Source organism: candidate division Zixibacteria bacterium HGW-Zixibacteria-1, from assembly GCA_002838945.1.
GTDB lineage: Bacteria > Zixibacteria > MSB-5A5 > GN15 > PGXB01 > PGXB01.
In genome coordinates, this window is sequence record PGXB01000016.1 from 16,222 (window position 1) to 41,605 (window position 25,384).

General features: G+C 48.5%; 16 protein-coding genes. All 16 read left to right on the top strand.

From position 1 onward, the window contains the following. The first annotated feature begins 27 nt into the window (after positions 1–27). A complete protein-coding gene (locus tag CVT49_07875) occupies positions 28–3,234 on the top strand; it encodes a hypothetical protein (protein ID PKK83541.1) in 3,207 nt (1,068 codons plus the stop codon). A 146-nt stretch (positions 3,235–3,380) separates the two neighbouring features. Continuing rightward, positions 3,381–3,656, top strand: a complete 276-nt coding sequence (locus CVT49_07880) for a DNA-binding protein HU (protein PKK83542.1) — start codon at positions 3,381–3,383, stop codon at positions 3,654–3,656. 114 nt (positions 3,657–3,770) lie between these two features. Then, positions 3,771–6,095 carry a hypothetical protein gene (locus CVT49_07885; protein PKK83543.1) on the top strand — a complete coding sequence of 775 codons (2,325 nt, stop codon included), beginning with the start codon at positions 3,771–3,773 and terminating at the stop codon, positions 6,093–6,095. A 23-nt stretch (positions 6,096–6,118) separates the two neighbouring features. Continuing rightward, complete coding sequence (locus CVT49_07890; protein ID PKK83544.1) at positions 6,119–6,733, top strand: hypothetical protein; 615 nt, start codon at positions 6,119–6,121, stop codon at positions 6,731–6,733. Positions 6,734–6,742: 9 nt separating this feature from the next. Further along, the gene (gene rimO, locus CVT49_07895; protein PKK83545.1) at positions 6,743–8,074 is read left to right on the top strand and encodes a 30S ribosomal protein S12 methylthiotransferase RimO; all 1,332 of its coding nucleotides are present in this window, start codon (positions 6,743–6,745) and stop codon (positions 8,072–8,074) included. Further along, positions 8,071–8,715 (top strand): hypothetical protein, encoded by a 645-nt coding sequence (locus CVT49_07900; GenBank protein PKK83546.1) that lies wholly within the window; start codon positions 8,071–8,073, stop codon positions 8,713–8,715. Before rimO ends, CVT49_07900 begins: the two co-directional genes overlap by 4 nt. Then, a complete protein-coding gene (locus tag CVT49_07905) occupies positions 8,715–9,500 on the top strand; it encodes a hypothetical protein (GenBank protein PKK83547.1) in 786 nt (261 codons plus the stop codon). Before CVT49_07900 ends, CVT49_07905 begins: the two co-directional genes overlap by 1 nt. Further along, the gene (gene nadD, locus CVT49_07910) at positions 9,313–10,086 is read left to right on the top strand and encodes a nicotinate (nicotinamide) nucleotide adenylyltransferase (GenBank protein ID PKK83548.1); all 774 of its coding nucleotides are present in this window, start codon (positions 9,313–9,315) and stop codon (positions 10,084–10,086) included. The genes CVT49_07905 and nadD overlap by 188 nt, the downstream gene beginning before the upstream one ends. Beyond that, entirely contained in the window at positions 10,083–12,815 is a 2,733-nt protein-coding gene (locus tag CVT49_07915; protein ID PKK83549.1) for a DNA polymerase I, read from the top strand. The genes nadD and CVT49_07915 overlap by 4 nt, the downstream gene beginning before the upstream one ends. Before the next feature lie 3 nt (positions 12,816–12,818). Then, positions 12,819–13,418, top strand: coding sequence for a dephospho-CoA kinase (locus CVT49_07920; protein ID PKK83550.1), 600 nt, complete (start codon positions 12,819–12,821; stop codon positions 13,416–13,418). A 67-nt stretch (positions 13,419–13,485) separates the two neighbouring features. Then, positions 13,486–15,495 (top strand): transketolase, encoded by a 2,010-nt coding sequence (locus CVT49_07925; protein ID PKK83551.1) that lies wholly within the window; start codon positions 13,486–13,488, stop codon positions 15,493–15,495. Between the two features lie 34 nt (positions 15,496–15,529). Next, positions 15,530–16,696: an aspartate aminotransferase gene (locus CVT49_07930; GenBank protein PKK83552.1), complete on the top strand. Its 1,167-nt coding sequence runs from the start codon at positions 15,530–15,532 to the stop codon at positions 16,694–16,696. A gap of 352 nt (positions 16,697–17,048) precedes the next feature. Then, on the top strand, positions 17,049–19,937 hold the full coding sequence (locus CVT49_07935; GenBank protein ID PKK83553.1) for a hypothetical protein: 2,889 nt from the start codon (positions 17,049–17,051) through the stop codon (positions 19,935–19,937). 2 nt (positions 19,938–19,939) lie between these two features. Continuing rightward, positions 19,940–23,302 (top strand): hypothetical protein, encoded by a 3,363-nt coding sequence (locus CVT49_07940; GenBank protein PKK83554.1) that lies wholly within the window; start codon positions 19,940–19,942, stop codon positions 23,300–23,302. 17 nt (positions 23,303–23,319) lie between these two features. Then, complete coding sequence (locus tag CVT49_07945; protein PKK83555.1) at positions 23,320–24,309, top strand: hypothetical protein; 990 nt, start codon at positions 23,320–23,322, stop codon at positions 24,307–24,309. A 97-nt stretch (positions 24,310–24,406) separates the two neighbouring features. Next, a complete protein-coding gene (locus CVT49_07950) occupies positions 24,407–25,207 on the top strand; it encodes a hypothetical protein (GenBank protein PKK83556.1) in 801 nt (266 codons plus the stop codon). The last annotated feature ends 177 nt before the right edge of the window (positions 25,208–25,384 follow it).

Consider the following 25,384-nt stretch of genomic DNA (forward strand, 5'->3'; position numbering starts at 1 on the left):
ATATTCATAGTTTTATTATTTTGCGGGATGGCAGTCGCGGCCGACAAGACTCTGTACCTGGAGGAGTCGGATTCGTTTGAATTTATCCGCGGTCTTGACCGGGACACTGTTTTTATCACCGGGGCCGTTTTTCGTCAGGGTGCGGCTACCATTGTGGCCGATACCGCTATCTGGATAAAAGGTGAGAGAATCATCCTTGTCAAAGATGTATATATTGAAGACACCGTTTATAATCTGGCCGCTGACCGGGTTGTCTATGATTTGCGGCGTAACTCGGCCGATGCTATCGGCGATACGGTTGTGCTTATTTCTCATATGGATTCCATCCTGGCCAAAGGAACCAATGCTTTCTATAATCGCGACTCAAGTATTTTCAGAATGTGGGATCGGCCGACGGTTTTTATAAATTTCCAGGACACGTCGGCAGTGACTCAGATCGATGCCGACAAGATCTCGATAGAATCCAAAAATAAGATCGGTTATGCCGACGGCAATGTCATTATCAAGCAGCAGGACTCGGAATCGAATTCGGGGCGGGCCATCATTTATGTCGATGATGAGATACTGCTTTTGCTGGAAAACCCCAAAATGATACGAGGTCAGTCGGAAATTATCGGCGACACGCTGATTCTATATGCCAAAGACTCGAAGCTTGAACGTGTGATGGTTTCCGGAAACGGCGTCGGCAATTTCAAGGAGCCGACCCAAAAAGATTCCACTGTCTTCGATATCACTAATCTGAAAGCGGCTGAGATAGATTTTCGCTTTAAGTATGGTCAGCTCGATAATATTCTGGCTTCAGGACAGGCCTATTCATTCTATAATCCGGGTTCCATTGACAGCACGGAGATCGTTAAAAATAATGTCTCGGGCGATACGCTCAGGCTGTTTATGAATAATGGTGAACTTTCGGTGGTCGAGGTGATCGGCGGCGCTGAAGGTGAGTATTTTACCGGCAAATATCAAACCAAAGACACGATTAGATCATTTGTCGAAGATACGGTAGTATATGCTTCTGATTCCATCCGCTACTCGCTCACCGATTCGGTTATTACTCTCAACGGCGATGCTTCCGTGAAGAACAAGACGGTTGCGTTAACGGCCTATAAGATCAATTATAACACGGCGCGCGAACTGGTCACGGCGTATGATGACTCCACTGTGATTGATGATACGACTTTTGTCTATCGGCCGGTTTTGCTCAAGGATGGCAGCGAGGAAATACTCGGTTCATATCTGGAGTATTCCATGAACACCGAAAAGGGGATGATCCGGAAATCCAGGTCGGAGTACGAACAGGCCTATTATCGGGGCGGAGAACTATTCAGGGAAGAAAAAGATGTTTACTACGTGGAGGACGGCTGTTATACCACCTGCGACCACGAAGAGCCGCATTTTCATTTTCAATCGAAAAATATGAAGATGATTCAGGAAGATAAAATTATTGCCCGGCCGGTGGTCTTTTATGTCGAGAAGCTTCCGCTGTTCATCGTGCCGTATTATGTTTTTCCCACCAAACCGGGCCGCCATTCGGGATTTTTGCCGTTCAGTATCGGCAATTATCAGCGCGGTGACGGCTATGTTCACAATGTCGGGTATTACTGGGCGGCCTCGGAATACTGGGATGTTCTGGGGGCGCTGGATTATACCGAAAATCTCGGGTTCAATTACAGGGGGCAATTCAGGTATAATCTTCGCTATGTCCTGTCCGGCTCGGTGACCGGCAATTATGCCAATGAAGCGCGCTATATCGGAATAAATGAGCAGAAATCGAAACGGTGGAACCTGCGCTTCGATCATTCGCACACGTTATCGCCGACTTTCAGCATCAAGGCCGACGGGACCTTTATTTCGGATAAGAATTACTATTCGGATTATTCGACAAATCTGGATGACCGCACTAACAGGGTTATGCAAAGCAAGGCGTCTATTTCGAAAAAATTCGGGAATGCTTCGCTCTCGGCTCAGTTCACGCATGATGATTATCTGGACCAGGAGCGGCGCGTGGACAGGCTCCCGACGGCCAGTTTCAGCCTTCCGACTATGGCGATTTTCGGCTCATCGGCCAAAGATGCCTCGGGCAAGAAAATCGACAAATGGTACAGTAAATTTACATTCGGCTATCGCGTGAACCTCAATAATTATAATGACCGGAAGACCGATACGACCGGTTTCAAAAGCCGTAAAGAATATCTCACGATGCATCATACGCCCACGATCGGCTTGCAGCAAATAAAGATCAGCTATCTCAAACTCGTTCCATCATTCAGTTATCAGGAATCATGGTATAAAGTATTCGAGACCGATCAGAGTCTTGCGGCTGGAATCGATGCCTCGCAGGTTTACCGTCGGTATGCCTATAGTGCTTCAGTTTCCGCATCAACCGATATGTACGGCACAATCGAGCCGAATTTATTCGGTTTGCAGGCACTCCGGCATGTCATTACGCCATCGGTGCGTTTTTCATGGGCGCCCGAAATCACCATGAATGACGATGTCAAAAAATATACCGGGGTTGGCGCCGGTGGAGCGAAACAGAAAACCATGAGTTTCGGTCTTGATAATATTTTCCAGGCAAAGGTAAAATCCGGGGAAGAGTCGAAGAAGTACGATTTATTTTACGTTAATAGCTCGGCCAGTTATAATTTTGAAGCGGTCGGGCATAAGTGGTCCGGCCTGTCAACCTCATTCGGTTCAAGTATGCTGAAAAGTATTAACATGTTTATTTCGGCTTCGATGCTTCATGAACTCTATGAGCCGGGAACCGACAAACTTCGCTGGTGGTCGCCCTACTTGCAGAGGTTTTCCATATCCACCCGATTTAACACGGGCGGTATTTTCAGTGAGTATGCAACCGAGAGCAGATCTGATTCGACGAGAGCGGGCGCGGGAACCGGACGGCAAAGATGGAGCATATCAGTCAGTCATTCTTACAGTGAATCCGGGCGGGGAGCGTTGTTCAGCAAGGCGCATCAAATCAATTACAGCCTGCAACTGGCCCTGACGCCGACGACCGATGTCAGCTTCACGCAGAGCTATGATATCGCCAGGCAGAAATCGATCAATAAGAATCTCATGATAAAGAAAAATCTGCACTGCTGGGAAGCCTCATTCAACTGGGTTCCGCAGGGCTCGAACCAGGGGTACTGGTTCAAAATAAATATTATTTCCATTCCTGAAATTAAGTACGAAAAGAGGGATTCAGGCACAATTACTCCGTTCAGTTCATCTTAAGTAATAATAAAAATCGTCCAAAGCCGCTAAAAATCAGCCTTTTTTGGGGTTCCCTTCAATTTTTTATGTTGACTTCATATTTAATAATCATGTTTTTTTCATCAGAATCACATTAACCATTAACTTCATAGGATGAGGAAATTGGTATGACCAAGGAAGAAATGATTGCCAAAGTCGCGACGGACGCCAAGATCAACAAACGCCAGGCGTCGGATGCCCTGAAAAGCTTCTTCGAGAATGTTACGACCAATCTGAAAAAGGGCAAAAAAGTCAGTTTCGTCGGTTTCGGCACATTTACCACCAGCAAGAGAAAAGCTCGTGTCGGCCGTAATCCGCAGACCGGTGAAAAAATTAATATTCCGGCGGCCCGTGTTCCGCATTTCCGTGCCGGCAAAGCTTTGAAGGATGCCGTCAAAAAGTAGTTCCGGTTTCCGGATATCTTTGACAGGGCAGAGAGTGATCTCTGCCTTCTTTATTTTAGTTGACCTGAGGCGCTCATCCGATTAACTTAACTATCTGGTATAAAAGTTGGAAATATGGCAAAACGCAGTAAAAAAAACGGCAATGAAGGGACGAAGAAGAAGATTCTGGGTATCCTTCTGATTCTTTTTTCGACCTTGATCCTGGTCTCTCTTTTCACGCATTCGGCCTGGGACGACCAGCGCTTCGAGGCCGAGAGTAATCCCTTTATGATTGATTACCGCAACCAGGTCGGAACAGTGGGGGCGTTGACTTCATATTTTCTTTTCTGGTTTTTCGGGTGGCTTTCCGTGTTTCTGCCTTTTATGCTGATTTTGCTTGCCCTTAAATTTCTCGATTTTAGCTGGCGGTCCAATTTTGGCCCGATGATCTGGTTTGCCGCGTTTGTCTGCCTGCTGGTAACCATGATCGCCAATATTTATGAAATCGAAGCATCCGGGCGCACTATCGGGTATGCCGAGGGCTACGGCGGCTACCTGTTTTTCAATTTGACTCTTTTGGCGGCCAAAATTATCGGCAAAACCGGCTCCGTGATATTATTGGGAGCATTAATTGCCGCCGCCCTGGTAGCGCTGGGCTACCGGTACCCCTGGCTGAGAATCAAATTCGGATTGCCGGTTAAATTCGATGTTGGGCGCATATTCCGAGGCATCGGAAGGACGCTTGCCGCAATCCCGGCCTTTATTATTTCCCTGTTCGAGGGGCGTGGAGAAAAAAGCGGGGAAAGGAGTCGGAAACCGCATCCTTCGCCGGAAGATTTTGATGAAATACTTCAGGAATCGCTGGAGCGGAATGAGGATGGTTTAAGTTTGTATGAAGGCGACAATGAAAGTGAATCTGACGACAAAGACGGGAAGAGAGAAAAGAAGAAAAGCGATAAGAAAAGCGAGCGGAAAGCGGTATCGACCGTGGCGGTAGGCCGCGAGACCAAAGATTTTATCTTCCCCGGCCTGGATTTGCTGAATGATAATCCCGACAATGGGCCGACTGTCAGCCCGGAAGAACTATCATTTACGGCCAAGGCGCTGAAAGATACGCTTGAGACCTTCGGAGTGACCATTGACGGCCAGATAGAAAAATATCCCGGGCCGGTCATTACCCGGTATCAGTTCAAACCGGCCGCCGGAGTTAAGGTGCATCAGATTACCAATTTATCCGATGACCTGGCGCTGGCCCTGCAGGCCAAGCGGATTCGCATTATCGCCCCGATTCCGGGCAAGGCGGCTATCGGAGTCGAGATTCCAAATCGTAAGGCCAGAATGGTATTTCTGAAAGATATTATCAATTCGGAAGTGTATGCCGACACGCGTAATTACCTTCCGCTGGCGCTGGGAAAGACTATATCGGGAAAACCGTACGTGACCGATCTGGCCAAAATGCCGCACCTGCTTATTGCCGGAGCCACCGGATCGGGGAAATCGGTATGTATCAACGCACTTATTACATCACTTATTTTCCGGCTTCATCCACGGGAACTGAAATTTATTTTCATTGATCCCAAGATGCTGGAGTTATCGGTTTATGCCGGAATACCGCATCTGGGCCGGCCGGTGGTGACCAATCCCAAACGGGCCGAAAAAGTACTCTCCGACGCGGTCGGGGAGATGGAAAGCCGGTATAAAAAGCTGGCGGGCGAAGCGGTCAGGAATATTCATGACTATAATGCCAAGCAGAAAAACATCGATGATAAAATGCCATACATTGTCATCATCGTGGATGAACTGGCTGACATGATGATGGCGGCCGCTTCTTCAAGAATTGAAATGCTGATAACAAGACTGGCGCAGATGGCCCGCGCCGTTGGAATACATTTAATTCTGGCCACGCAACGGCCCTCGGTCGATGTTATCACCGGTCTGATAAAGGCCAACTTTTCGGCCCGTATCGGATTTCAGGTGGCCAGCAAGGTCGATTCCCGCACTATCCTGGATGCCAATGGAGCCGAAAAACTTCTTGGCAATGGCGATATGCTTTTCTTGCAGACCGGTCAGCCGGAGCCGATACGGCTGCATGGGGCCTATTTATCAGGTGATGAAACCCAGAACATTGTCAAATTCATAACCGATCAATTCCCCAAAATGGAAAAGGTCGAGGTGGCGGTCGAAGAAGAAGAGAGCGAAGAAGCGGACGATGTCGATCTTGATGATCCACTCTTTATCGAAGCGGCGCAGACGGTTGTCAGGCATAAACAAGGGTCGGTATCGCTTTTGCAGAGAAAGCTGGGCATCGGTTACCAGCGGGCGGCCCGGCTGATCGACAAACTCGAAGCGGCCGGTATTGTCTCGGCTTATGACGGCAGCAAGGCCCGGGAAGTGCTTGTGGACAGCTCCCATATCGAAAAATTGCAGTCATCCCGGTCGCTATCTGACCTGAACTCTTAAACTTTAACTTCGTATAAAGATTAATGAAATTGAATAATATAAAAGCATTATCGATTTATATCCTGATCCTGTTGGCGGTTGGAATAAGCGCCACTGGCAGTAGTCTTGACTCGGTTATTTCCAAATACTCAGAAGCAAAAATGCTCACATTCGATGTCAGGATTATCGTGTTTTCGGACATTTTTGAGGATACCGATACGACCGAAGGGAATATCGTAATCGCGGATGACGGCCGTTATGCGGCCGACATCGGCGACGATCTTTATGTTTTCGACGGTCGCTGTATCTGGGAATATTCGTCTGAAAATAATCAGGCCACCCGGGACTGCCTTAAACCGGGCGAAATGTTTGAAAATGAGCTTTTCTTTATAAAGAACCTCGAGAAATATTACAAAACGGTCAGCGAAGAAAAAGACACGTTGTTTTTAATGGTCAGAAAAGACACTCTCCACAGCCAGTTGCCCGATTCGCTTTATCTGACCCTGAACAAATCCCGCCTGACCACTCTTAAATATTATGATTTGAACCATGATCAGAATCAGGTTCATATTTTATCCGACAGCATTTTCAAGGCTGTGGAACCCTCGGCCTTCGATATCAACTTGCCCGACACTGTCGAAGTCATCACGCTTCCCTGAAAAATCCTGATGAAATTCTATATAAAAAAGCTGGGTTGTCCCAAGAACGATGTCGACGGCGACTATATCGCCGGTATGCTTATATCAAGAGGATTGCAGCCGACGAATAATGATCTGGAAGCAGATATCGTTATTGTCAACACTTGCGGTTTTATTCTTCCGGCCAAAGAAGAGTCAATCAATGAAATCCTTAATTATGAACAGCAAAAAGAGCGTGGGCAGATCAAGAAATTATATGTTACCGGCTGTCTGCCACAGAGATATGGTGATGAGCTAACAGCCGACATGCCTCTCATCGACGGTTTTTTCGGGCTGGGTAAAATCGAAGCGCTGGCTGATGCAATCATCGGCAATAATGCCGGCGGTCCCATTTTGGTCAGGGATAAGGCTTCGGAACTGACTTATCTGTCCGGCGGATTACGTCATGTGGATACCGCCAGACCTTATGATTATGTAAAAATCGCCGATGGCTGCGACCGCTATTGCTCATATTGTGCTATTCCGCTGATACGCGGTCGGTATCGAAGTCGGCCCATGAGCGAAATTATCGACGAGACGCAGATGCTTGCCTCCAAAGGTAAAAAGGAAATAATCCTGGTATCACAGGAGGGAACCGGTTACGGGCGGGATTTTGACAAGGGCCCCGACATTCCGGCACTCCTGAGGAAGCTTGAGGAGGTGGAGGGGATCGAGTGGATTCGCCTGATGTATCTTCATCCCGAGGCGGTCACCGAAGAGCTGATTGATTTTATGACATTTTCCGGGAAGGTTCTAGGCTATTTCGATATTCCATTGCAGCACATTAACGATAGAATTCTTTCATCTATGAATCGGCGGACAAATCGCTCCGAAATAGAGAATACTTTATATAAAATCAGAGATAAATCGGCGGATAATATTATTCGGACAACGTTCATTACCGGTTTTCCTGAAGAGACAGAGAAAGAATTTGGCGAATTAAAGCGGTTTATCGAGGAGTTTAAATTTGACCGGCTGGGGGTATTCAAGTATTCTTCCGAAGAGGGCACGCGGGCGGCGGGGATGAAAAATCAAATTTCCGATGCCGTGGCCGAAGCGCGCCAAGATGTCTTAATGAGTGTCCAGCAGGAGATTGCGTTTGACAAAAATATTGCCTTGATTGACAAAATTCAACAAGTTATAATTGATGAAGTTAAACCGGATGCTCAGGCTGTTGGTCGGACAAAGGGCGACTGCCCCGAAATCGACCAGCAGGTGTATATAGACGGCGAGAATCTTACGGTGGGCGACATTTTAGAGGCCCGGGTGGTTATGGCCGAGGGGTATGATTTAATCGCCAAAGCGGAGGTATCAGGAAAATGATCCAGTCAAATCGTTTGGGACTGTTTTTGTCGAAGCCGGTGGCAATTTTCTTTGTTCTGATATATCTCTCGCAATCGGTCCTTATAATTTATCTGGTCCGGGAAAAATTCGATCTCGAAAAGCAAATTGATTTTCAGCGCAAGCGGATATCGGAACTCGAAGAAAAGCTGCAGATATTGCAGGTGATTGAGGATTTTCAGATCGGTTTCAGCGATGAAGAGGAGCAGCAGTTGACGGAAGTTATTTATTCGGAGTGCAAGAAATATGATTATGATCCGTTATTCCTGCTGGCGCTGATTTTCACCGAATCATCATTCAAGCGCGGCCAGGTATCATCGGCCGGAGCGGAGGGGCTGATGCAAATCAGGCCGTTCGTCGGCCGGTCGCTGGCTGATAAGATGGGTGTCGACTGGAAGGATTCCACGACGCTTTTTCAACCGGAGTTGAATATCAAAATGGGATCGTTGCACCTGTTCGAGATGATTCTTAAATTCAAAGATGTCCGCAAGGCGGTCATTTCATATAATCTGGGCGAATCCGCCCTCAGGGACCGGGTTCGTTTGAACAAGCCGCTTCCCAAGTCATACCTCAATAAAGTTATGGATAATTATAAAACGTTTAAGGAGAAATATCAGATCTGATGAGTAAAGTATTGGTTTCCATCGCGATTTCCTTAATGATCATCTGGGTCGCCGGTTGCGGCGCGCCGGGGATTAAGCTTGAATCAAATGCCCAGGATCAATTTGCGCTTGCCAAAGCGGAGTTTGACAAAAACCACTGGTTGAAGGCAATCGAAGGTTTCCAGAAAGTGATTTTCAATTTTCCCGGGGCGGATATTGTCGATACGGCGCAGTTTTATCTGTCCATGTCATATTATAATAATAAGGACTATGAGCTGGGAGCAGTGGAGTTCCGCCGGTTGATGACTAATTACCCGCAGTCCGCCTTTTATGCGGAGTCGCAGTACATGACCGGTGTCTGTTATTTGAAAAACACGCCGGGCCATTATTCGCTCGACCAGGAAGATTTGAAAAAGGCGATTCAGCAGCTTCAGGATTTCATAATTGATAATCCCGATTCGCCTCTGGTAGAGCAGGCACAGCAGGCAATAACCGAAGGTATGACCAAACTGGCGCACAAAGAATATGATAACGGGATGCTTTATTTCAAATTGTATCAATATAAATCCGCGGCAATATATTTTCAGTACGTGATTGATACTTATACTGGAACTTCATATGCCGCCGCATCACTTTATCGGCTGGCCGAGATCAGCTTCAAAAAATCGGAATATGCCGAGGCGCTGTCGAAATTCAATAGTTTTATCACCGTTTATCCCGAGAATGAACTGGTCCCTAAGGCGGAAGAGTATATCGAGCAGATTCACCGCCTGCTGGAGACGGCAGATGTTTCGGACAAATCTTGAAAAGGCCGGTAACTGGGGAATTATGGGCGGGATCTTCGATCCCATCCACAATGCCCATCTTCTCCTGGCCGAGTCGGCTGCCGCCGCGTATGACCTTACCGGCGTTCTTTTCGTGGTAAGTTACAATCCGCCGCATCGCGATCAAAAACCGGTCGCTTCATTCGAAATCCGTCTTAAAATGGTCGAGGAGACGATCAAAGACAATAATGTGTTTGTTGTCTCGGATATGGAAAAAGATTTTGACCGGCCGGCCTATACGGTCAATATAATCGATGCCCTGAAAATCGAATATCTCGATATAAAATGGCATTTAATTCTCGGCGCCGATAATATCGCCACTTTTGACACTTGGTACAGGCCGGATGAACTTGTTAAAAAAGTCAAAATAATCGTAGCCGGACGACCCGGCTATGAGAGCCTGGAACGACAATCGAAATGGCTGGATAAAGTGGAACGATTTGAAATGCCGCTGATGGATATTTCCTCGACCATGATCCGCAGGAGGGTCCGAGAAGGGCGGTCGATCCGTTACCTGGTTCCGGAAAATGCCAGGCAGACAATTATTCGGGAGGGGCTGTATAGATGAACGGTAAGACGCTTTATCTGGTCGATGGTTCGGCAATATTCTATCGTGCGTATTTTGCTTTTATCAGAAATCCGCTGATAAATTCGAAGGGTGAAGATACATCGGCCACATTCGGCTTTGTTAACTCGATATTGAAAGTCATCCGGGAGGAAAACCCTGACTACCTGGCGGTCATATTTGATACCAAGGCTCCGACCTTCCGGCATAAGATGTCGCCCGAATATAAATCGACCCGGGCCAAGATGCCGGAAGAACTGATTATGCAATTGCCGCGAATCAAAGAGGCCACCGAGGCGCTCGAACTGCCGGCATTTGAAATGGAAGGCTTCGAGGCAGACGATATTATCGGAACTCTGGCCAAAGCGGGCGAAAAGAAGGGCATGGATGTCTGGATCGTTACCGGCGATAAAGATATGTTTCAACTGGTCACCGATAAGGTGAAAATATACAACCCGCAGAAGGGATCAACACCGCCCGAGAAACTGGACAAAAAAGGTGTTGAAGACAAGTTCGGGGTCCCTCCGGAATTGGTTATTGATACCCTGTCTCTTATGGGTGATGCTTCGGATAATGTTAAAGGTGTTCCGGGAATCGGCCCCAAAACGGCTCGGTTGCTGCTCAAGGAATTCGGCAGCCTCGATGCTATTCTGGAAAATCCGGAAAAAATCAAGGCCAAAGGGGTCCGCACCAAGATAATGGAAAATATCGAGAGCGCCCGCCTGGCCAGAAAATTGGTTACGATCGACATATCGGTTCCGGTCGAATTTTCGCTGAAAGATATGAGAAGGGGAAAAATCGACTTCGACAAGGCCAAGAAATTTTTCCTCGAGATGGAATTCAACCGCCTGCTTGAAGAACTGGCCAAATTGACCGGGCGCCTCGATCTCATGCTGGATCTTGATGACAAGGAAAAAGTAATGGGCGGTTCAAAGGCCGATTATATCTGCCTGGAGGATATTGAAGCGCTGGAGAAATTGATCGGGGCGCTTTCCTCAAAAAAAGAAGTGGCGGTTGATACCGAGACAACTTCGCTGAATGCCCTTGAAGCTGATCTGGTGGGTGTTTCGCTTTGCGCTGAAGCCGGCAAAGCTTATTATATTCCAATCGGTCATGAAGACAAAAAACGCAATCTTCCGCGGGAGAAGGCGCTTAAATTGTTATCCAAATTACTGGCCGACCGTAAGGTTCAAAAATTCGGGCAGAATATAAAATATGATCTGGAAGTACTGCACCGGGCCGGCCTGGATATCGACCCTGTTTCTTTTGATACCATGCTGGGATCATATGTAATCAATCCATCGGGCCGCCAGAATGGTCTCAATGCACTGGCCCTGGAGCATTTCAATTACAGTATGCAGCCGATTACCGATCTGATCGGATCGGGCAAAAAACAGATTTCGTTTGCCAAGGTTGATGTCGATAAAGCGGCCTGGTATGCCGCCGAAGATGCCGATTATACGTACCGGTTGCGCGGTGTTCTGGCGCCGAAAATCGATGAGTTGAAACTGCACAATCTTTATTACAATATCGAAATGCCCCTGATAAAAGTGCTGGCCTCGATGGAAGAGGCCGGCGTCAGGGTCGATCCGGAGTACCTGGCCGATTTTTCACTGGAACTGGAGAAGCAGCTTGATAAACTGACAGGGGAGATTTATATCGAAGCCGGGATGGAGTTTAACATCAATTCCACACAGCAGTTGTCGCATATTCTATTCGAGAAGCTGAATCTTCCCACCAAGGGAAAAACGGCCAAGAAAACCGGTTTTTCGACCGATGTTCGCGTTCTTGAGGAGTTGGCCGGAATTCACAAGCTCCCGCGTCTGATTCTTGAATACCGGCAGCTTGGAAAGCTGAAAAGCACTTATGTTGATGCTATTCCGGCCCTGATAAATCCTGAAACCGGCCGGGTTCATACCTCGTTTAACCAGACCATTGCCGCTACCGGCAGGCTTTCATCGACTGATCCCAATCTTCAGAATATCCCGGTGCGAACCGAAATCGGCCGCAGAATAAGAAGGGCCTTTCTGCCGCGCGACGAAAATTACCGGCTGCTGGTGGCCGATTATTCACAGATCGAGCTGCGGATACTTGCACATTTTTCCGACGATAAGACGCTGATCCAGGCTTTCAAGAACAATGAGGACATTCATGCCCGAACAGCTGCCGAGGTGTATGGTGTCGATATGAAGAAAGTGACACCGGAGATGCGGCGCGCCGCCAAAACCGCCAATTTTGCGGTCATTTATGGGGTCAGCGCCTATGGGCTTTCGATGCAGTCGGAACTGGATGTGGCTCAATCCAAAGAATTTATTGAGACCTATTTTTCACGCTATCCCGGAATCAAAAAATATATGGAAGAAACCAAACAATTTGCGCGGGATAATGGATATGTGACGACGTTATTCAATCGAATCAGGTATCTGCCCGAAATTAACGCCAAAAATTTCCAGGTGCGCCAGTTTGCCGAAAGGACCGCCATAAACACGCCGATACAGGGCACCGCCGCCGACATGATTAAATTGGCCATGATTGATATTTATGGAAAAATATCCGGGATGAAATCGAAGATGATTCTGCAGGTGCATGATGAATTGATTTTCGACGCACACAAAGACGAGATAGATAAGTTGCGAAATATTGTAAGAGACGGCATGGAAAAAGCGGTTAGCTTAAAGGTCCCGATTGTGGCCGATATGGGGGTCGGCGACAACTGGCTGGAAGCGAAATAGGGAATGCTGATAGGTATCACCGGACAAATCGGGTCAGGGAAGACCGAAGCGGCGAAGATTTTCGCCAAATACGGAGCCTATGTCATATCGGCCGACAAGATAGGCCGGGATGTGGTCGAAAACAGCCCTGTCGTTCTGAAAAAGCTTATCAGGGCATTTGGGCAAGAAATACTGACTCCTTCCGGTAAATTAAGAAGAAAATACCTGGCTCGTCTGGCCTTTGCCGACAGCAACCATAAGGATAAGCTCAATCGTATCGTCCATCCGGTTCTCCTGAAGGAACTTGGACGTCAAAGCAGGGCAGCTCTTAAGAAGTATAAAATTGTCATAATTGATGCGGCCCTGCTGCTGGATTGGGGTTGGGATAAAATGGTTGACTTGACTATTGTCGTTCATTCCACGGACAGGGCCAAAATTTCCCGTCTGGTAGAAAAAGGATATACCATGGAGGAGGCAAAAATGCGGCTGCGTTCGCAGTTGAAATTGGCCGAATTCAGGGCTCGTGCCGACATAATAATACAAAACAATAAATCTCTTAGTTCTCTTGAACTTAGAATAAAGAAAATCCTTCAAAATGTCATCCCGAAAAGGGTTGACTGTTGAATCTCAAACTGATATATTCCCCGAAGAAGTAAGTTACGAAATTCACAAAGTACGAGTTGGAGGTAAAATGCCGCTTATAGACTCAAAATCCGGCAGTATTATCAAAGAATACTCGATAGATGAGTTGAAGAAAATGGCCAATCGCATGCGCGGATTGGATATGATTTCATTATGTTCGGCCAAATCCGGGCATTCGGGCGGGACACTCTCGATGATGGACATCCTCGCTGTTCTGTATTTGAAAATCGCCCGGCATGATCCGAAAAATCCATCATGGATCGGCCGCGACCGCATCATCTGGTCGGCCGGTCACAAGGCTCCGGCCCTGTATGTTTCTCTGGCGGTTTCGGGATATTTCGCCGAAACGGAACTGGCTAAGTTGAGAATGCTCGGCTCCCCTTTGCAGGGGCATCCGCATCACAAAGATTTACCCGGCGTGGAGATTTCATCGGGATCTCTCGGTCAGGGGATGTCGGTTGGTGTCGGAATTGCCCTGGCCGCCAGGCTGAATAAAAGCGACCATCGTGTCTTTACCATAACATCGGACGGCGAGCATCAGGAAGGTTCGATATGGGAAGCGGCGATGGAAGCGGGAAACTTCAAGCTCAATAATTTCATAAATATCCTTGATCTCAATCGCCTGCAAATAGACGGTTATACCAAGGATGTACAATGTCTGGACCCGATTGCGGACAAGTATCGCGCCTTCAACTGGAACGTCATTGAAGTTGACGGCCATGATATTCCGGCGCTTGTAAAGGCTTTTGAAGCTGCCTGTAATTCAAAGGATAAACCGACGTTGATACTGGCGCACACGATCAAGGGCAAAGGGGTCAGCTTTATGGAAGATGTGGCCGGCTGGCACGGCAAGCCGCCGAATCAGGAAGAAATGAAGAAGGCCCTGGCCGAGCTGGGATTATCGGATGCCTTCGATATCGATAAATTCTTCAAAGTCGGCAGTGATCACCAGGCCGAAGTTGAGAAACGTCTTGAGGCGAAACTGCCCAAATTCTCCAATAATTTCTGGTGGAACAAGCAGCCCAATATGAAAACCGAAATGGATCCGACCCGTAAAGGTCTGGGCCGGGCTCTTGATCAATATGGTGATGATGAGCGCATCGTCTGCATCGGGGCCGATATTTCCGATTCAATCACGATCTCCGATTTTTACAAAAATCATCCGGAAAGAAAAAATCGCTGGATTTCTGTCGGTGTCGCCGAGCAGGGCGGGACAACCGTTGCGGCCGGGCTGGCCAAAGAAGGGAAGATTCCGGTTTTTGGCACCTATGGCGTCTTCTCATCGGCCCGAAATTTGGATCAATTGCGTGTCTCAGTTTGCTATGCCGACTTTAATGTCCTTATTGTCGGCGCCCATGGTGGTGTTTCGGTTGGTCCGGACGGAGCGACCCATCAGGAACTGGAAGCCCTTTTCCAGATGTGCGGTCTGCCCAATATGCGCGTGGGAGTACCGATTGATTCCGTGGAGACGAAGAAAATGACGCATGCCATGCTTTTCGATATTGTCGGTCCGAAATACATCCGGTTCGCCCGCGAGGCCACGCCGATTGTCTCGGATGATAAGACGCCATTTAAATTCGGGGTGGCCAATATTTATCGTTTCCGCGGCGAGAAAGAGATGTTCAAGGACGCCTTTGATATCAAACTTTCAACCGATTATGTCAATGAAAATGAGGACCTGACGATTATATCATGCGGTCCCGAAGCGGCCGAATCGCTGCGGGCCGCCTGGATTCTTAAGAAGGACTATAATATCGAGACCCGCGTCATCAATATGCACACCGTCAAGCCGCTGGATAAAGAAGCCATCGTGAAAGCCGCCCGTGAAACCGGGGCAATCATTACTGCCGAGGAACATCAAATCGGGGGGCTGGGCAATCTGGTGGCCGCGGCTGTCCTGGATGGAGCTTCATCAGACGGGAAATTGCTGCCGTTCGGTATGGTCGGCGTGAAGGATCGCTTTGGTGAATCGGGTATGCCGTGGCAGTTGATTAAGGAATTCGAAGTTGCCGCGGAGCATATCGCCGATAAGGCCAGGAAACTTTTGAACCTGGGTTAAGTTGGAAATATTAAGACAGATATAGGAGTATGGGATGAAGTTCGCAGAACGCATGAAGCGGCTTGGAACCGAGACGGCTTTTGAAGTTCTGGTCAGAGCCAAACAGCTCGAAGCCAAGGGTAAGGATGTAGTGCATCTTGAAATCGGTGAGCCCGATTTCGCTACGCCCCGGTATATTACCGATGCCGCGATCAAGGCTCTGAATGATGGATACACCCATTATAACCCGGCCCCGGGTTATCCGGAAGTTCGCAAAATCATCTCCGACGAGATCAATCGAACCCGCGGAATTAAGACGAAACCGGAGCAGGTGGTTATCACCCCCGGCGGCAAGCCGATAATGTTTTTTGTTATTTATGCACTGGTTGATGCCGGCGATGAAGTCATTTACCCCAATCCCGGGTTCCCCATTTATGAATCGCTGATAAATTTCGTCAATGCCAAACCGGTGCCGATTCCGCTCCGGGAGGAAAATGATTTCAGGCTGGATGTCAAAGAACTTAAGTCGCTGGTGACTCCAAAAACGAAATTGATGATTATCAATTCGCCCCAGAATCCGACCGGCGGCGTCTTGACGCATGACGATCTCGAGGAAATTGTCCGTATCGCCGTGGAAAATGATATCTGGATTCTCTCGGACGAGATTTACTCCCGCATCATTTATGAGGCCAGATTTGAATCTTTGACGCAATTTCCGGGCGCGCAGGAACGTACGGTCATCCTGGACGGCATGTCCAAAACGTATGCCATGACCGGCTGGCGCCTGGGATACGGTGTCATGAATGAAGCGCTGGCGGCCGCGGTGGCCCGCCTGCAGACAAACTGCACGTCGTGTACGGCGGCCTTTTCGCAAATCGCCATGGGCGCCGCGATCACCGGCCCTCAGGGAGAATCCGAGAAAATGGTGGCGGAATTCAAGAAACGGCGCGATGTCATCGTGGATGGTCTTAATGGCATAGATGGTATCACCTGCAGGAGACCTCTTGGTGCATTCTATGTTTTTCCCAATATCAAGGCGCTGGGGAAAACTTCGAAGCAGATGGAGGAGTTGCTTCTTGAAGAATATGGCGTCGCGGCTCTGGCGGGGACATCATTCGGGAAGTACGGCGAAGGGTATCTTCGTTTTTCCTACGCGAATTCGGTCGAAAACATCAAAAAAGCAATTGCGAGAGTGGCCGAAGCCGCGATGAAAATTGGCTGAACCGCTTAATTATTTATAAAATATTCCGATTTTTATACTGGATGTGGAATAAAAAGTATAAAAATCGGATTGTTTTTTTGTTGACAATATTTTTGCTGAAATCTAACTTACTTGCGGCGTATATATTTACAGTGAAGAAGGCCTTTCAATACGGGCGCTTCAGGCTTTTTGTGGATAGTGATAAAGCTAAGATTTATTTGGAAAATATAATGTAAGCCTAAACATTATTATCGGATTAGCAGCACAAGGAGGTGAGAGGAAGAGAGAAAAAAACCTTTTCTGTTTTTCCCTGGGAAAATTCAATTTTTAAAACCAAAGGAGGTTATAGAAATTGGTTAAAAAACTTTTTTCTATGGCGATAATGCTTGGTCTGACACTTGGATTACTGCTGCCGCAGGCGATCCTTGCCGGTGTCACGGGTAAGATCTCCGGTGTCGTGGCCGATACCGAGACCGGTGAGCCTCTTCCCGGCGTAGCAGTATCAGTAGTCGGGACCAAGCAGGGCGCTTTGACCGATGAAAATGGTGAATACTATATTCTGAATGTTCCGGTAGGAACATATACGGTCAAAGCATCACTGATTGGTTTTGCCCCTGTTGATATTACCAACGTCGGCGTTTCCGCTGATTTGACGGCGTACACTGATTTTACTCTGTCCAAGGAAGCGCTTGATCTGGGCAAAACAATCGTGGTTAAAGCCGAAAGACCTCTTGTCACCAAAGATAAGACTACCACAGTCAATATCGTGTCAAGAGATGAGCTGCAGCAAATGCCGGTCAGAGGATATGACCAGGTCGTGGGTCTGCAGAACAGCGTTGTACGTATGAATTCCAACGTTGATATACGTCAGCGCGGTGGTCGTGAATCATTGGCCAATGGGCCGGAAATTAACCTGCGCGGCGGCCGTCCGTCCGAGGTAGCCTACTATGTCGATGGCTTCTCGCAGCAGGATCCGCTGTCGGGTATATCGACAGCCAACATCAATAACAATGCTATTAAGGAGGTAAAGGTTACATCAGGCGCCTTCTCGGCGGAATACGGACATGTGGCGTCAGGAATTGTGAACGTAGTGACCAATTCCGGTTCTGATGAATACCATGGCAACCTCGAATTGATAAGTGACAATCCGGCCACCGTGGTCGGCTATGACAGCTATGACCAGAACTGGTATTCGGGCGACTTCAGCGGCCCCATTCCGGGTCTGGAGAAGGCATATTTCTTCGTCTCAGGCGAGCGGCGCTGGATGGCCGATCGGACGCCTTCCGTTACCACGAAGGACGTTTATGAAAAATTCGGCCTGGCGCAGTATTTTGATGAGCCGCAGAGACTGCCGAACAATTTCCTTAAGGGCTGGTCCTACCAGGGCAAGCTTGATTTCCAGCTTAAAGAGAACATCAAGCTGGCCTTTAATGGAAACGGTTCCTATGATAAGTGGCAGGAATACCGCCATTATTTCCTTAATCCGGCTTTTATCGATCAAGTCGAGCATACGCCGATGTACATCGACAAGAACTACGGTATCAATGCCAAGATGACTCATACGCTTAACCCCGAAACATACTATAACCTGAGCGTCTCGTATTTCATGACGGAAAGAACGCGCGGCGACGGCGTCTTGTTCGAAAATTATCTGGATTATGAAAGAACCAATGCGAATCCGGAATATGATTTTCATAATCTGTTCCGCGAAGGCGACAGCCTGACGGCCAGCGATTTCAATCCGGCCGATACCGGTGATGTGGATACTTTTGTCACTTTCTATGAATCGTACTGGCAGAATTTCCTGCATCGGAAATCGTCATATATCGGAGTCAAGGGCGACCTGACCAGTCAGGTAACCCGCGCTCATACACTCCAATTCGGATTCGATTTCCAGCGTCATACACTGCGCTATTTCGAAAATCTGAACTCGACCCAGGGATTCCTGTCGGAACGCGTCAACCGTTATGGTTTTGATTCTCTCGGCAATGAATCCGACAGTCAAGACTTCATGAATAATACCAAGCACCCGATCAACCTGGGTGTATATCTTCAGGACCGCTTCGAATGGCGCGATTTCGTGGTCAATGCCGGAGTCCGCTTTGATTATTTCGATTACAAGGCGGAACGTTTGAGAAACCTGAGCAATCCCTTTGATCCGAATAACACCGAGGACGCGAATAGCGGGACGATTCAGCTTTCGGATCTGGAAGCCAGCAAAAAGTTCACCCGGGTATCGCCGCGTCTGGGCATATCATTCCCCGTCAGCGACCAGACCCAGGTTTACATGAACTATGGCAAGTTCTATCAGCGTCCCGATCTGGTCAGACTTTATGCCGGATACGACTTCCTTGAAGCGCGCGTCGGCGCCGGGTCTTATTATCCTTTCCCGAGTCCGAATCTGGAACCGGAAAAGATTACGCAGTATGAATTCGGTATCACGCGCCAGCTTGGGGAATTTACCGCTATCGATATAGCGGCATATTACAAGGATGTCGAGGGATTGACCCAGATTTATCATCAGGCGGCCATTCCTTATGCCTATGATTTCTTTGCCAATGCCGATTATGGCACGATCAAAGGTGTCGATTTCAACTTGACCATGAGACGGAACCGGAACATGAGCATTAACTTGAAGTATTCCCTAAGTTATGCCACCGGCACCGGTTCATACGCTCAGTCAACTTACAACATCGCCTGGAAGAATTCGCAGGGTATACCCAAGACGACCAATCCGCTCGATTATGATCAGCGGCACAGTCTTATCGGTATGTTCGATCTGCGCACGACCAAGGGTGAAGGGCCGATGCTCGGCGATATGTATCCGCTCGAAAATGTCGGCCTGAATACGATTATTCAGGTGGCCAGCGGTCTGCCTTATACGCCGATGAAGGTGTATGACGGCGTCAGCCCGAATGCTTCGGTACAGCAGGAACCGACCGGCGGTATCAATTCCGCCAATCTGGACTGGACATTCACGATTGACATGAAACTGGAAAAGACATTCATGTTCGGCGACTACAAGTTGGTCCCGTATGTCTGGGTGAAGAATCTGCTTAATACCCAAAACGAAACGGCGGCCTATGAAGGAACCGGTAAGGCGAATGTCTCCGGTTACCTGGAAACGGCCGAGGGCCAGGTTCGTGCTACAAATCCTGATACCGGTGAGGAATTTGCTTATAGATATGATCTGGGCCAGAACAACCCGAAAAACTATGCCAATCCCAGGATAATTTATCTTGGACTGAGGTTGTCATTCTGAGCATGATAAGGAGTAATGAAATGAAAATAAAATATTTAGTCTGTGTTATTGTGCTCCTTTTTGCTCTGTCGTCTGTGGCGGCACCGCCTGCCGGCAGACTGCCCATGGCATATAAAGGCAGTGCAGCAATGCGGGTAGATAACACAACATATATCGATGCCAACCGCATCCTTATGTTTGTCACCAACCACGGCAACTTCGGCCGGGATTTATCCGACCTGTTCGGATATGATTACGGAACCTGGTTCCCGTACACCGGCGATACCGCCGACATTGGCGGCAATATCGACAAGGCCGGTGACTTCTCTCCTTACTATGCCGGCGGATTGTGGATTGGGGCCATCGATTCGGCGTCTGATTCAGCCCTGGTCATAATTTCCGAATATAGTGACGAGTATGTTCCGGGGCCGATGGTCGGGGGTACCTTCCAGGAGGATGGCCCGGCATTTAAGGTCTACAAGTTGTTTCGGGACAGTCTTGCAAATAATCCCAATCAGGCCTACCTGGATTACCTGGCCAATGCCATCGGTCAGGGCGCCCCGTATCTGGTGACCAACGAGGGCGACACCATTCCGGATATGATCGGTGATCAGATGTGCTGGTCGGTTTTCAATGATGCTGATCCTGATCAACATGTCAATGATGCCGGTTGGACGAGTCCTCTCGGAATCGAAGTCAGAAATACTACTTTTGCCTTTGATAGACAGGGTTCGCTGGGCAATATCGTGATTATCCGGCTCCATGTGTTTAACAAAGGCAATCGTGTCCTCAAGAACTGCTATTTCTCGATATGGTCGGATCCCGACCTGGGCAGCGCCGGTGATGACCTGGTCGGCTGCGACACCACGCTTGGTCTTGGTTATGTGTATAACGATTCCAATAATGACAGCCAGTATGGTGAAGCGCCGCCGGCGCTTGGTATCGACTTTTTCCAGGGTCCGCTTGTTGCGGGTAATCCGACCGATACCGCTTTTATGTGGGGTGATACTATCCCCGGATTTAGGAATCTGGGAATGACTTCGTTTAATAAGTATATCAACGGTACCGACCCGGATAATAATGATGAAACTTATTATTATATGCGCGGTTTGAATCGTGATGGTACCAATTATATTTATAATGGCCAAGTATTGAAGTTCGTCCATACCGGTAATCCCGTCACCGAAAGCGGCGACCTCGATATCGCTCCGGCCGACCGCCGCTGGATGCAGAGCACCGGCCCGATCACGTTCCGGCCGGGTGACAGCACTGAAATTCTGGCCGCGATCATCGTCGGACAGGGCAACAACAATTTGAATTCAATCACTGTTGTCAAGCAGCTCGATGATTTCGCCCAGCAGTTGTATGAAAACGGATTCAATCCGCCGAAACCGCCGGCCAGACCGGTTGTTTCGCTTACCAAACTTCATAAAGAGCTGGTTCTGACCTGGACCGACGTCTCGGAAACGGATCCGGGTGATTTCGACTTCGAAGGTTACTCGGTATGGCAGGGAACGTCCGCCTCGGGTCCGTGGACCTTGGTCAAGACCTGGGATGTCATTAATGATTATGATAAGGCCCTGGTCGATAGTTTGACCGATCTCGAAACCGGCCTTGTTCTGCCTGACATCAAGCGGGCCGTCAAGAACACCGGTTTGGCTTATTCATATACGATTGATAAGGACGCTCTTCTCAATGAGGACCTGAAAGACGTTACGACTTATTATTTCAGGGTTACCGCTTTCTCGTTCGGCTACTACTATAATGGTAAATTGGTTCCCAATCAGGACCGTTTCCTTGAGAGCCAGACGATCGTTAGGGCGCAGCCCCAGGCGGCGCCGGCCGGTATTAATTTCAGCAACAATCCTCATGACATGCTGGAAGTGACGCATGCCACCGGAGCTTCCGATGGTTACCTTGAACCGATTGTGACCGATCCCTGGGCTCTGACCGGTGATTCCTACCTGGTCGATTTCGGCCTGGATACGGTCGTCGAGGTAGATGAATATACTGACGACTATTATACCGTCGATACCACCATCGGACCCGATACATGTGATGCCGACTGGGATGTCACCGGCGATTCTATTATAGTGTATCTTTGTGAATATTATGATTCGACTCTGGATTCATCCATCTTCCATTCGGATACAACCACTGTTATTAGTACTTTCTGGAACGCCTATAATACGACCACCAATGACACCCTGGTTCAGAGAAACTTCAATCTCTCGGGTGATGATGCTTACCAGATTTATGACGGGTTCCAATTGAAGGTCATCGGACCTCCTCTGGCAGGCAAGCGCTATACTTATGCCGGCGCCGATCCGCCGAATCTCAGCCCGGTCGCTGTGGCCGAGCAGGATTATGAAGGCGGCCGCTGGATCACGGGTGGAAACCATGGCGGCGAAATCTTCTTCGGCGGTGTCTTTATGGAGCCGAATTTCTGGGGGCCGACATCGCTTGATCCTATGATTGATTATCCGGTCATGGAAGTTCACTTCCGTCCGATGGCCTCCTATACCGATCTTAATGGAGATGGCGTGTATACCATCGGTGAACCGTATGTGGTCGATGATCCGAGTGAAACGCAGAATGCATTTATGTATCAGACCTTCTCAGGTGGCGCCTATCTGGGCTTTAATCCGGTTCCATTTACGGTATGGGATGTGACCGATCCAGATAATCCGAGACAAGTCAATGTCGTTGTCCGCGATCGTGACCAGAACGGCCAGTGGGATCTTAATTATGCACCACTGGTACCGGATCCACTTTTACCGAATAATGGCGACATGCAGTATAACTATTGCTGGCTGCTGAACACCGATTATGATCCGACCGGAACATATTATGGTGACGGCACCGGCGGAAGTATCGACTTCTGGAGCTATGCCAACGGCAATGGTGTCTGGGATGCTGCCTGGTGTCTGTGGGTCAATGACCGCGGGACCGGCGGTATGCTCGCCGAGGAAAGTTATTTTACACTTTATCCGAATATCGTAATCAAGGCCGACGACTCTTATACCTTCTCGAGTGAGGCCAATACTAAATCGTACAGTGAATCCGAACTCGATGCCATTAAGGCGGTTCCGAACCCGTTCTATATGGTCGGTCCGTACGATCCATCACCCGGCAGTTATCAGGTATGTTTCCATCATCTTCCTGAAAAGTGCAACATCGAGATTTATAATCTCGGCGGCGACCTGATCAGGACGCTTGAAAAGGATGACCCCACGACGGCGATTGCCTGCTGGGATATCCTGACCGAGCAGGGCTTACCGGTGTCTTCCGGTATATACATTTATGTTGTTAACGCTGAAGGCTTCGGCACGAAGATCGGCAAGATGGCGGTCTTTGTCCAAGAAGAAGTGCTTAACATCTACTAGACAAGGAGGATAAGTAAATGAAAAATAAAGTTCTTATTCCGTTGATTGTTCTCCTTGTAATAAGCCTTTGTTCGGCTTATGCGGAGAACGTCCCGCGAATCGGCACTGCGGGTGCACAGGAATTGCGTATCCCGGTGGGATCGCGAGGAACTGCCATGGGTGGTGCCATAATCTCCGATGTCTCCGGTGTGGAGTCCATGTATTGGAATCCCGCCGGTCTGGCCGGCCTTGCAGGAACCGAGGTGATGTTCAGTTATCTTCCTTATATAGCTGACATCAACGTCAATTTCTTCGGGGCCGCCACCAACATCGCGGATTTTGGCACAATTGGCGTAGGTGCCAAGATCGTGGCAGTCGGTGATATGGAAGAAACCACCAATTATGAACCGGATGGAACCGGTCGAATATTTAATCCGACCTTTTCGGTTCTCACCCTGACTTATGCCAGGGAATTAACCTATCGGGTTTCATTCGGTCTGACCGGAACTTTCATTCATGAAAGCATATTCGAAGCCAGTGCCACCGGTTTCGCTTTTGATGTCGGTTTCATATATGATCCCGGTTGGCGCGGATTGAAGGTCGGCATGGTGATAAAGAACTACGGTCCCGAGATGAATTTCGGCGGCCGTGGTTTTGATCAGGTCCTGAATGACAATCCGGTTCGCCCCATTTCGGCCCCATTCGATCTGCCGAGTTCGTTTAATCTGGGCGTTTCATATAATTTCTTTGAAAACGAAAGAAACGTCGCCATGTTGTCGAGCAATTTCATGTCCAACAACTATTCGAACGATCTGTGGCAGGGCGGTCTTGAATATGTTTTTGACGGCAAATATTCACTCCGGGCCGGATATAATTACTCCGACCAGGATGCTTATTTGTATGGTGCCAGCTTCGGCGCCGGTCTGATATTCAGAATCGCCGGGACCGATGTGAATTTCGAATATTCCTGGACTGAGACTGAAACTTTTGACGCTAACCAGTATTTTACGGCTAAAATCAACTTCTAACTCCTTGTGCGTTAGTGACGGCCGGGTGACCACTTTGATGGTCGCCCGGCTATTTTTTTATTGATTAATTAACTCTCAAGACTATTTATTGACGCATATGAATTATGGCATAATTATCAGGAACTGCACCGATCTCAGGGCCGGACCGGCCTTCCGAACCGAGCGCAGGAGCCAGTTGCTTTTCAACGAACCGGTTAAGATCGGGGCGGAGCGAAAAGGCTATTATAAAGTATATCAAAATGACGGCTATGAAGGCTGGGTAGATACGCGGGCTTTACTGAAAATAACGACCAAGGAGTTTCGGCAAAAGTGTGATAGTCTCAATTACCTGGTTATATCAAAAACGGCACGAGTGATGTCTGGTAAATCCGAAAGTTCGACGTGCCCGGCTCTCCTTTTTTACGGCACTAAATTGGCTGTCAGGAGAAACTCGGGCGCTAAGATCGTTTTTGATATGCCCGGTGGCGGGCGTGCGACGATTTCGAAAAAAAATATCGCAACGATTGCCGGGCACAAGTCGCCGATAAATGTTCACTCCGGCGTTATTAAAGAAGCGCGGAAGTTCCTTGGAACGCCCTATCTTTGGGGCGGCGTGACACCCTTCGGGTACGATTGTTCGGGGTTGGTGCAGGCAATATATGGCAGGTTCGGAATCATACTGCCTCGCGATAGTATTGATCAACGCCAATGCGGTCGTGAAGTCAATAGAGAAGAGGTGAAAAGGGGCGACTTGCTGTTCTTCAAGGGGCATGTCGCGATTGCCATTGATGAGTATCGCATTATTCATTCATCTCTCGGCGAAGGGGGAGTGGCGGAAAACAGTCTTCTTCCGGGAGCGTTCGGCTTTCGGCAGGATTTATTCGATTCCTTCATTACCGCCAGGAGGGTAGTGCCATAGCCATCGACATTTTTGCCCTGAAACTGCCCCTGAAGCAAACCTTTCGGGTCTCCGCCGGATCAGCCGATTTCAGAAAAAATTATTTTATATCGATCGATGACAAAACATTCGGCGAAGCGGCCGGTTCGGTTTTTTACGGGCCCGATGAAAAGGCGATTCTTGCCGACCTGCAGATTG

Excerpts from the sequence above, each read along its gene's own strand:
- CVT49_07875 (PKK83541.1), top strand. The coding sequence starts at position 28 with ATGGCAGTCGCGGCCGACAAGACTCTGTACCTGGAGGAGTCGGATTCG.
- CVT49_07880 (PKK83542.1), top strand. The coding sequence starts at position 3,381 with ATGACCAAGGAAGAAATGATTGCCAAAGTCGCGACGGACGCCAAGATC.
- CVT49_07885 (PKK83543.1), top strand. The coding sequence starts at position 3,771 with ATGGCAAAACGCAGTAAAAAAAACGGCAATGAAGGGACGAAGAAGAAG.
- CVT49_07890 (PKK83544.1), top strand. The coding sequence starts at position 6,119 with ATGAAATTGAATAATATAAAAGCATTATCGATTTATATCCTGATCCTG.
- rimO (PKK83545.1), top strand. The coding sequence starts at position 6,743 with ATGAAATTCTATATAAAAAAGCTGGGTTGTCCCAAGAACGATGTCGAC.
- CVT49_07900 (PKK83546.1), top strand. The coding sequence starts at position 8,071 with ATGATCCAGTCAAATCGTTTGGGACTGTTTTTGTCGAAGCCGGTGGCA.
- CVT49_07905 (PKK83547.1), top strand. The coding sequence starts at position 8,715 with ATGAGTAAAGTATTGGTTTCCATCGCGATTTCCTTAATGATCATCTGG.
- nadD (PKK83548.1), top strand. The coding sequence starts at position 9,313 with ATGCCGCCGCATCACTTTATCGGCTGGCCGAGATCAGCTTCAAAAAAT.
- CVT49_07915 (PKK83549.1), top strand. The coding sequence starts at position 10,083 with ATGAACGGTAAGACGCTTTATCTGGTCGATGGTTCGGCAATATTCTAT.
- CVT49_07920 (PKK83550.1), top strand. The coding sequence starts at position 12,819 with ATGCTGATAGGTATCACCGGACAAATCGGGTCAGGGAAGACCGAAGCG.
- CVT49_07925 (PKK83551.1), top strand. The coding sequence starts at position 13,486 with ATGCCGCTTATAGACTCAAAATCCGGCAGTATTATCAAAGAATACTCG.
- CVT49_07930 (PKK83552.1), top strand. The coding sequence starts at position 15,530 with ATGAAGTTCGCAGAACGCATGAAGCGGCTTGGAACCGAGACGGCTTTT.
- CVT49_07935 (PKK83553.1), top strand. The coding sequence starts at position 17,049 with ATGGCGATAATGCTTGGTCTGACACTTGGATTACTGCTGCCGCAGGCG.
- CVT49_07940 (PKK83554.1), top strand. The coding sequence starts at position 19,940 with ATGATAAGGAGTAATGAAATGAAAATAAAATATTTAGTCTGTGTTATT.
- CVT49_07945 (PKK83555.1), top strand. The coding sequence starts at position 23,320 with ATGAAAAATAAAGTTCTTATTCCGTTGATTGTTCTCCTTGTAATAAGC.
- CVT49_07950 (PKK83556.1), top strand. The coding sequence starts at position 24,407 with ATGAATTATGGCATAATTATCAGGAACTGCACCGATCTCAGGGCCGGA.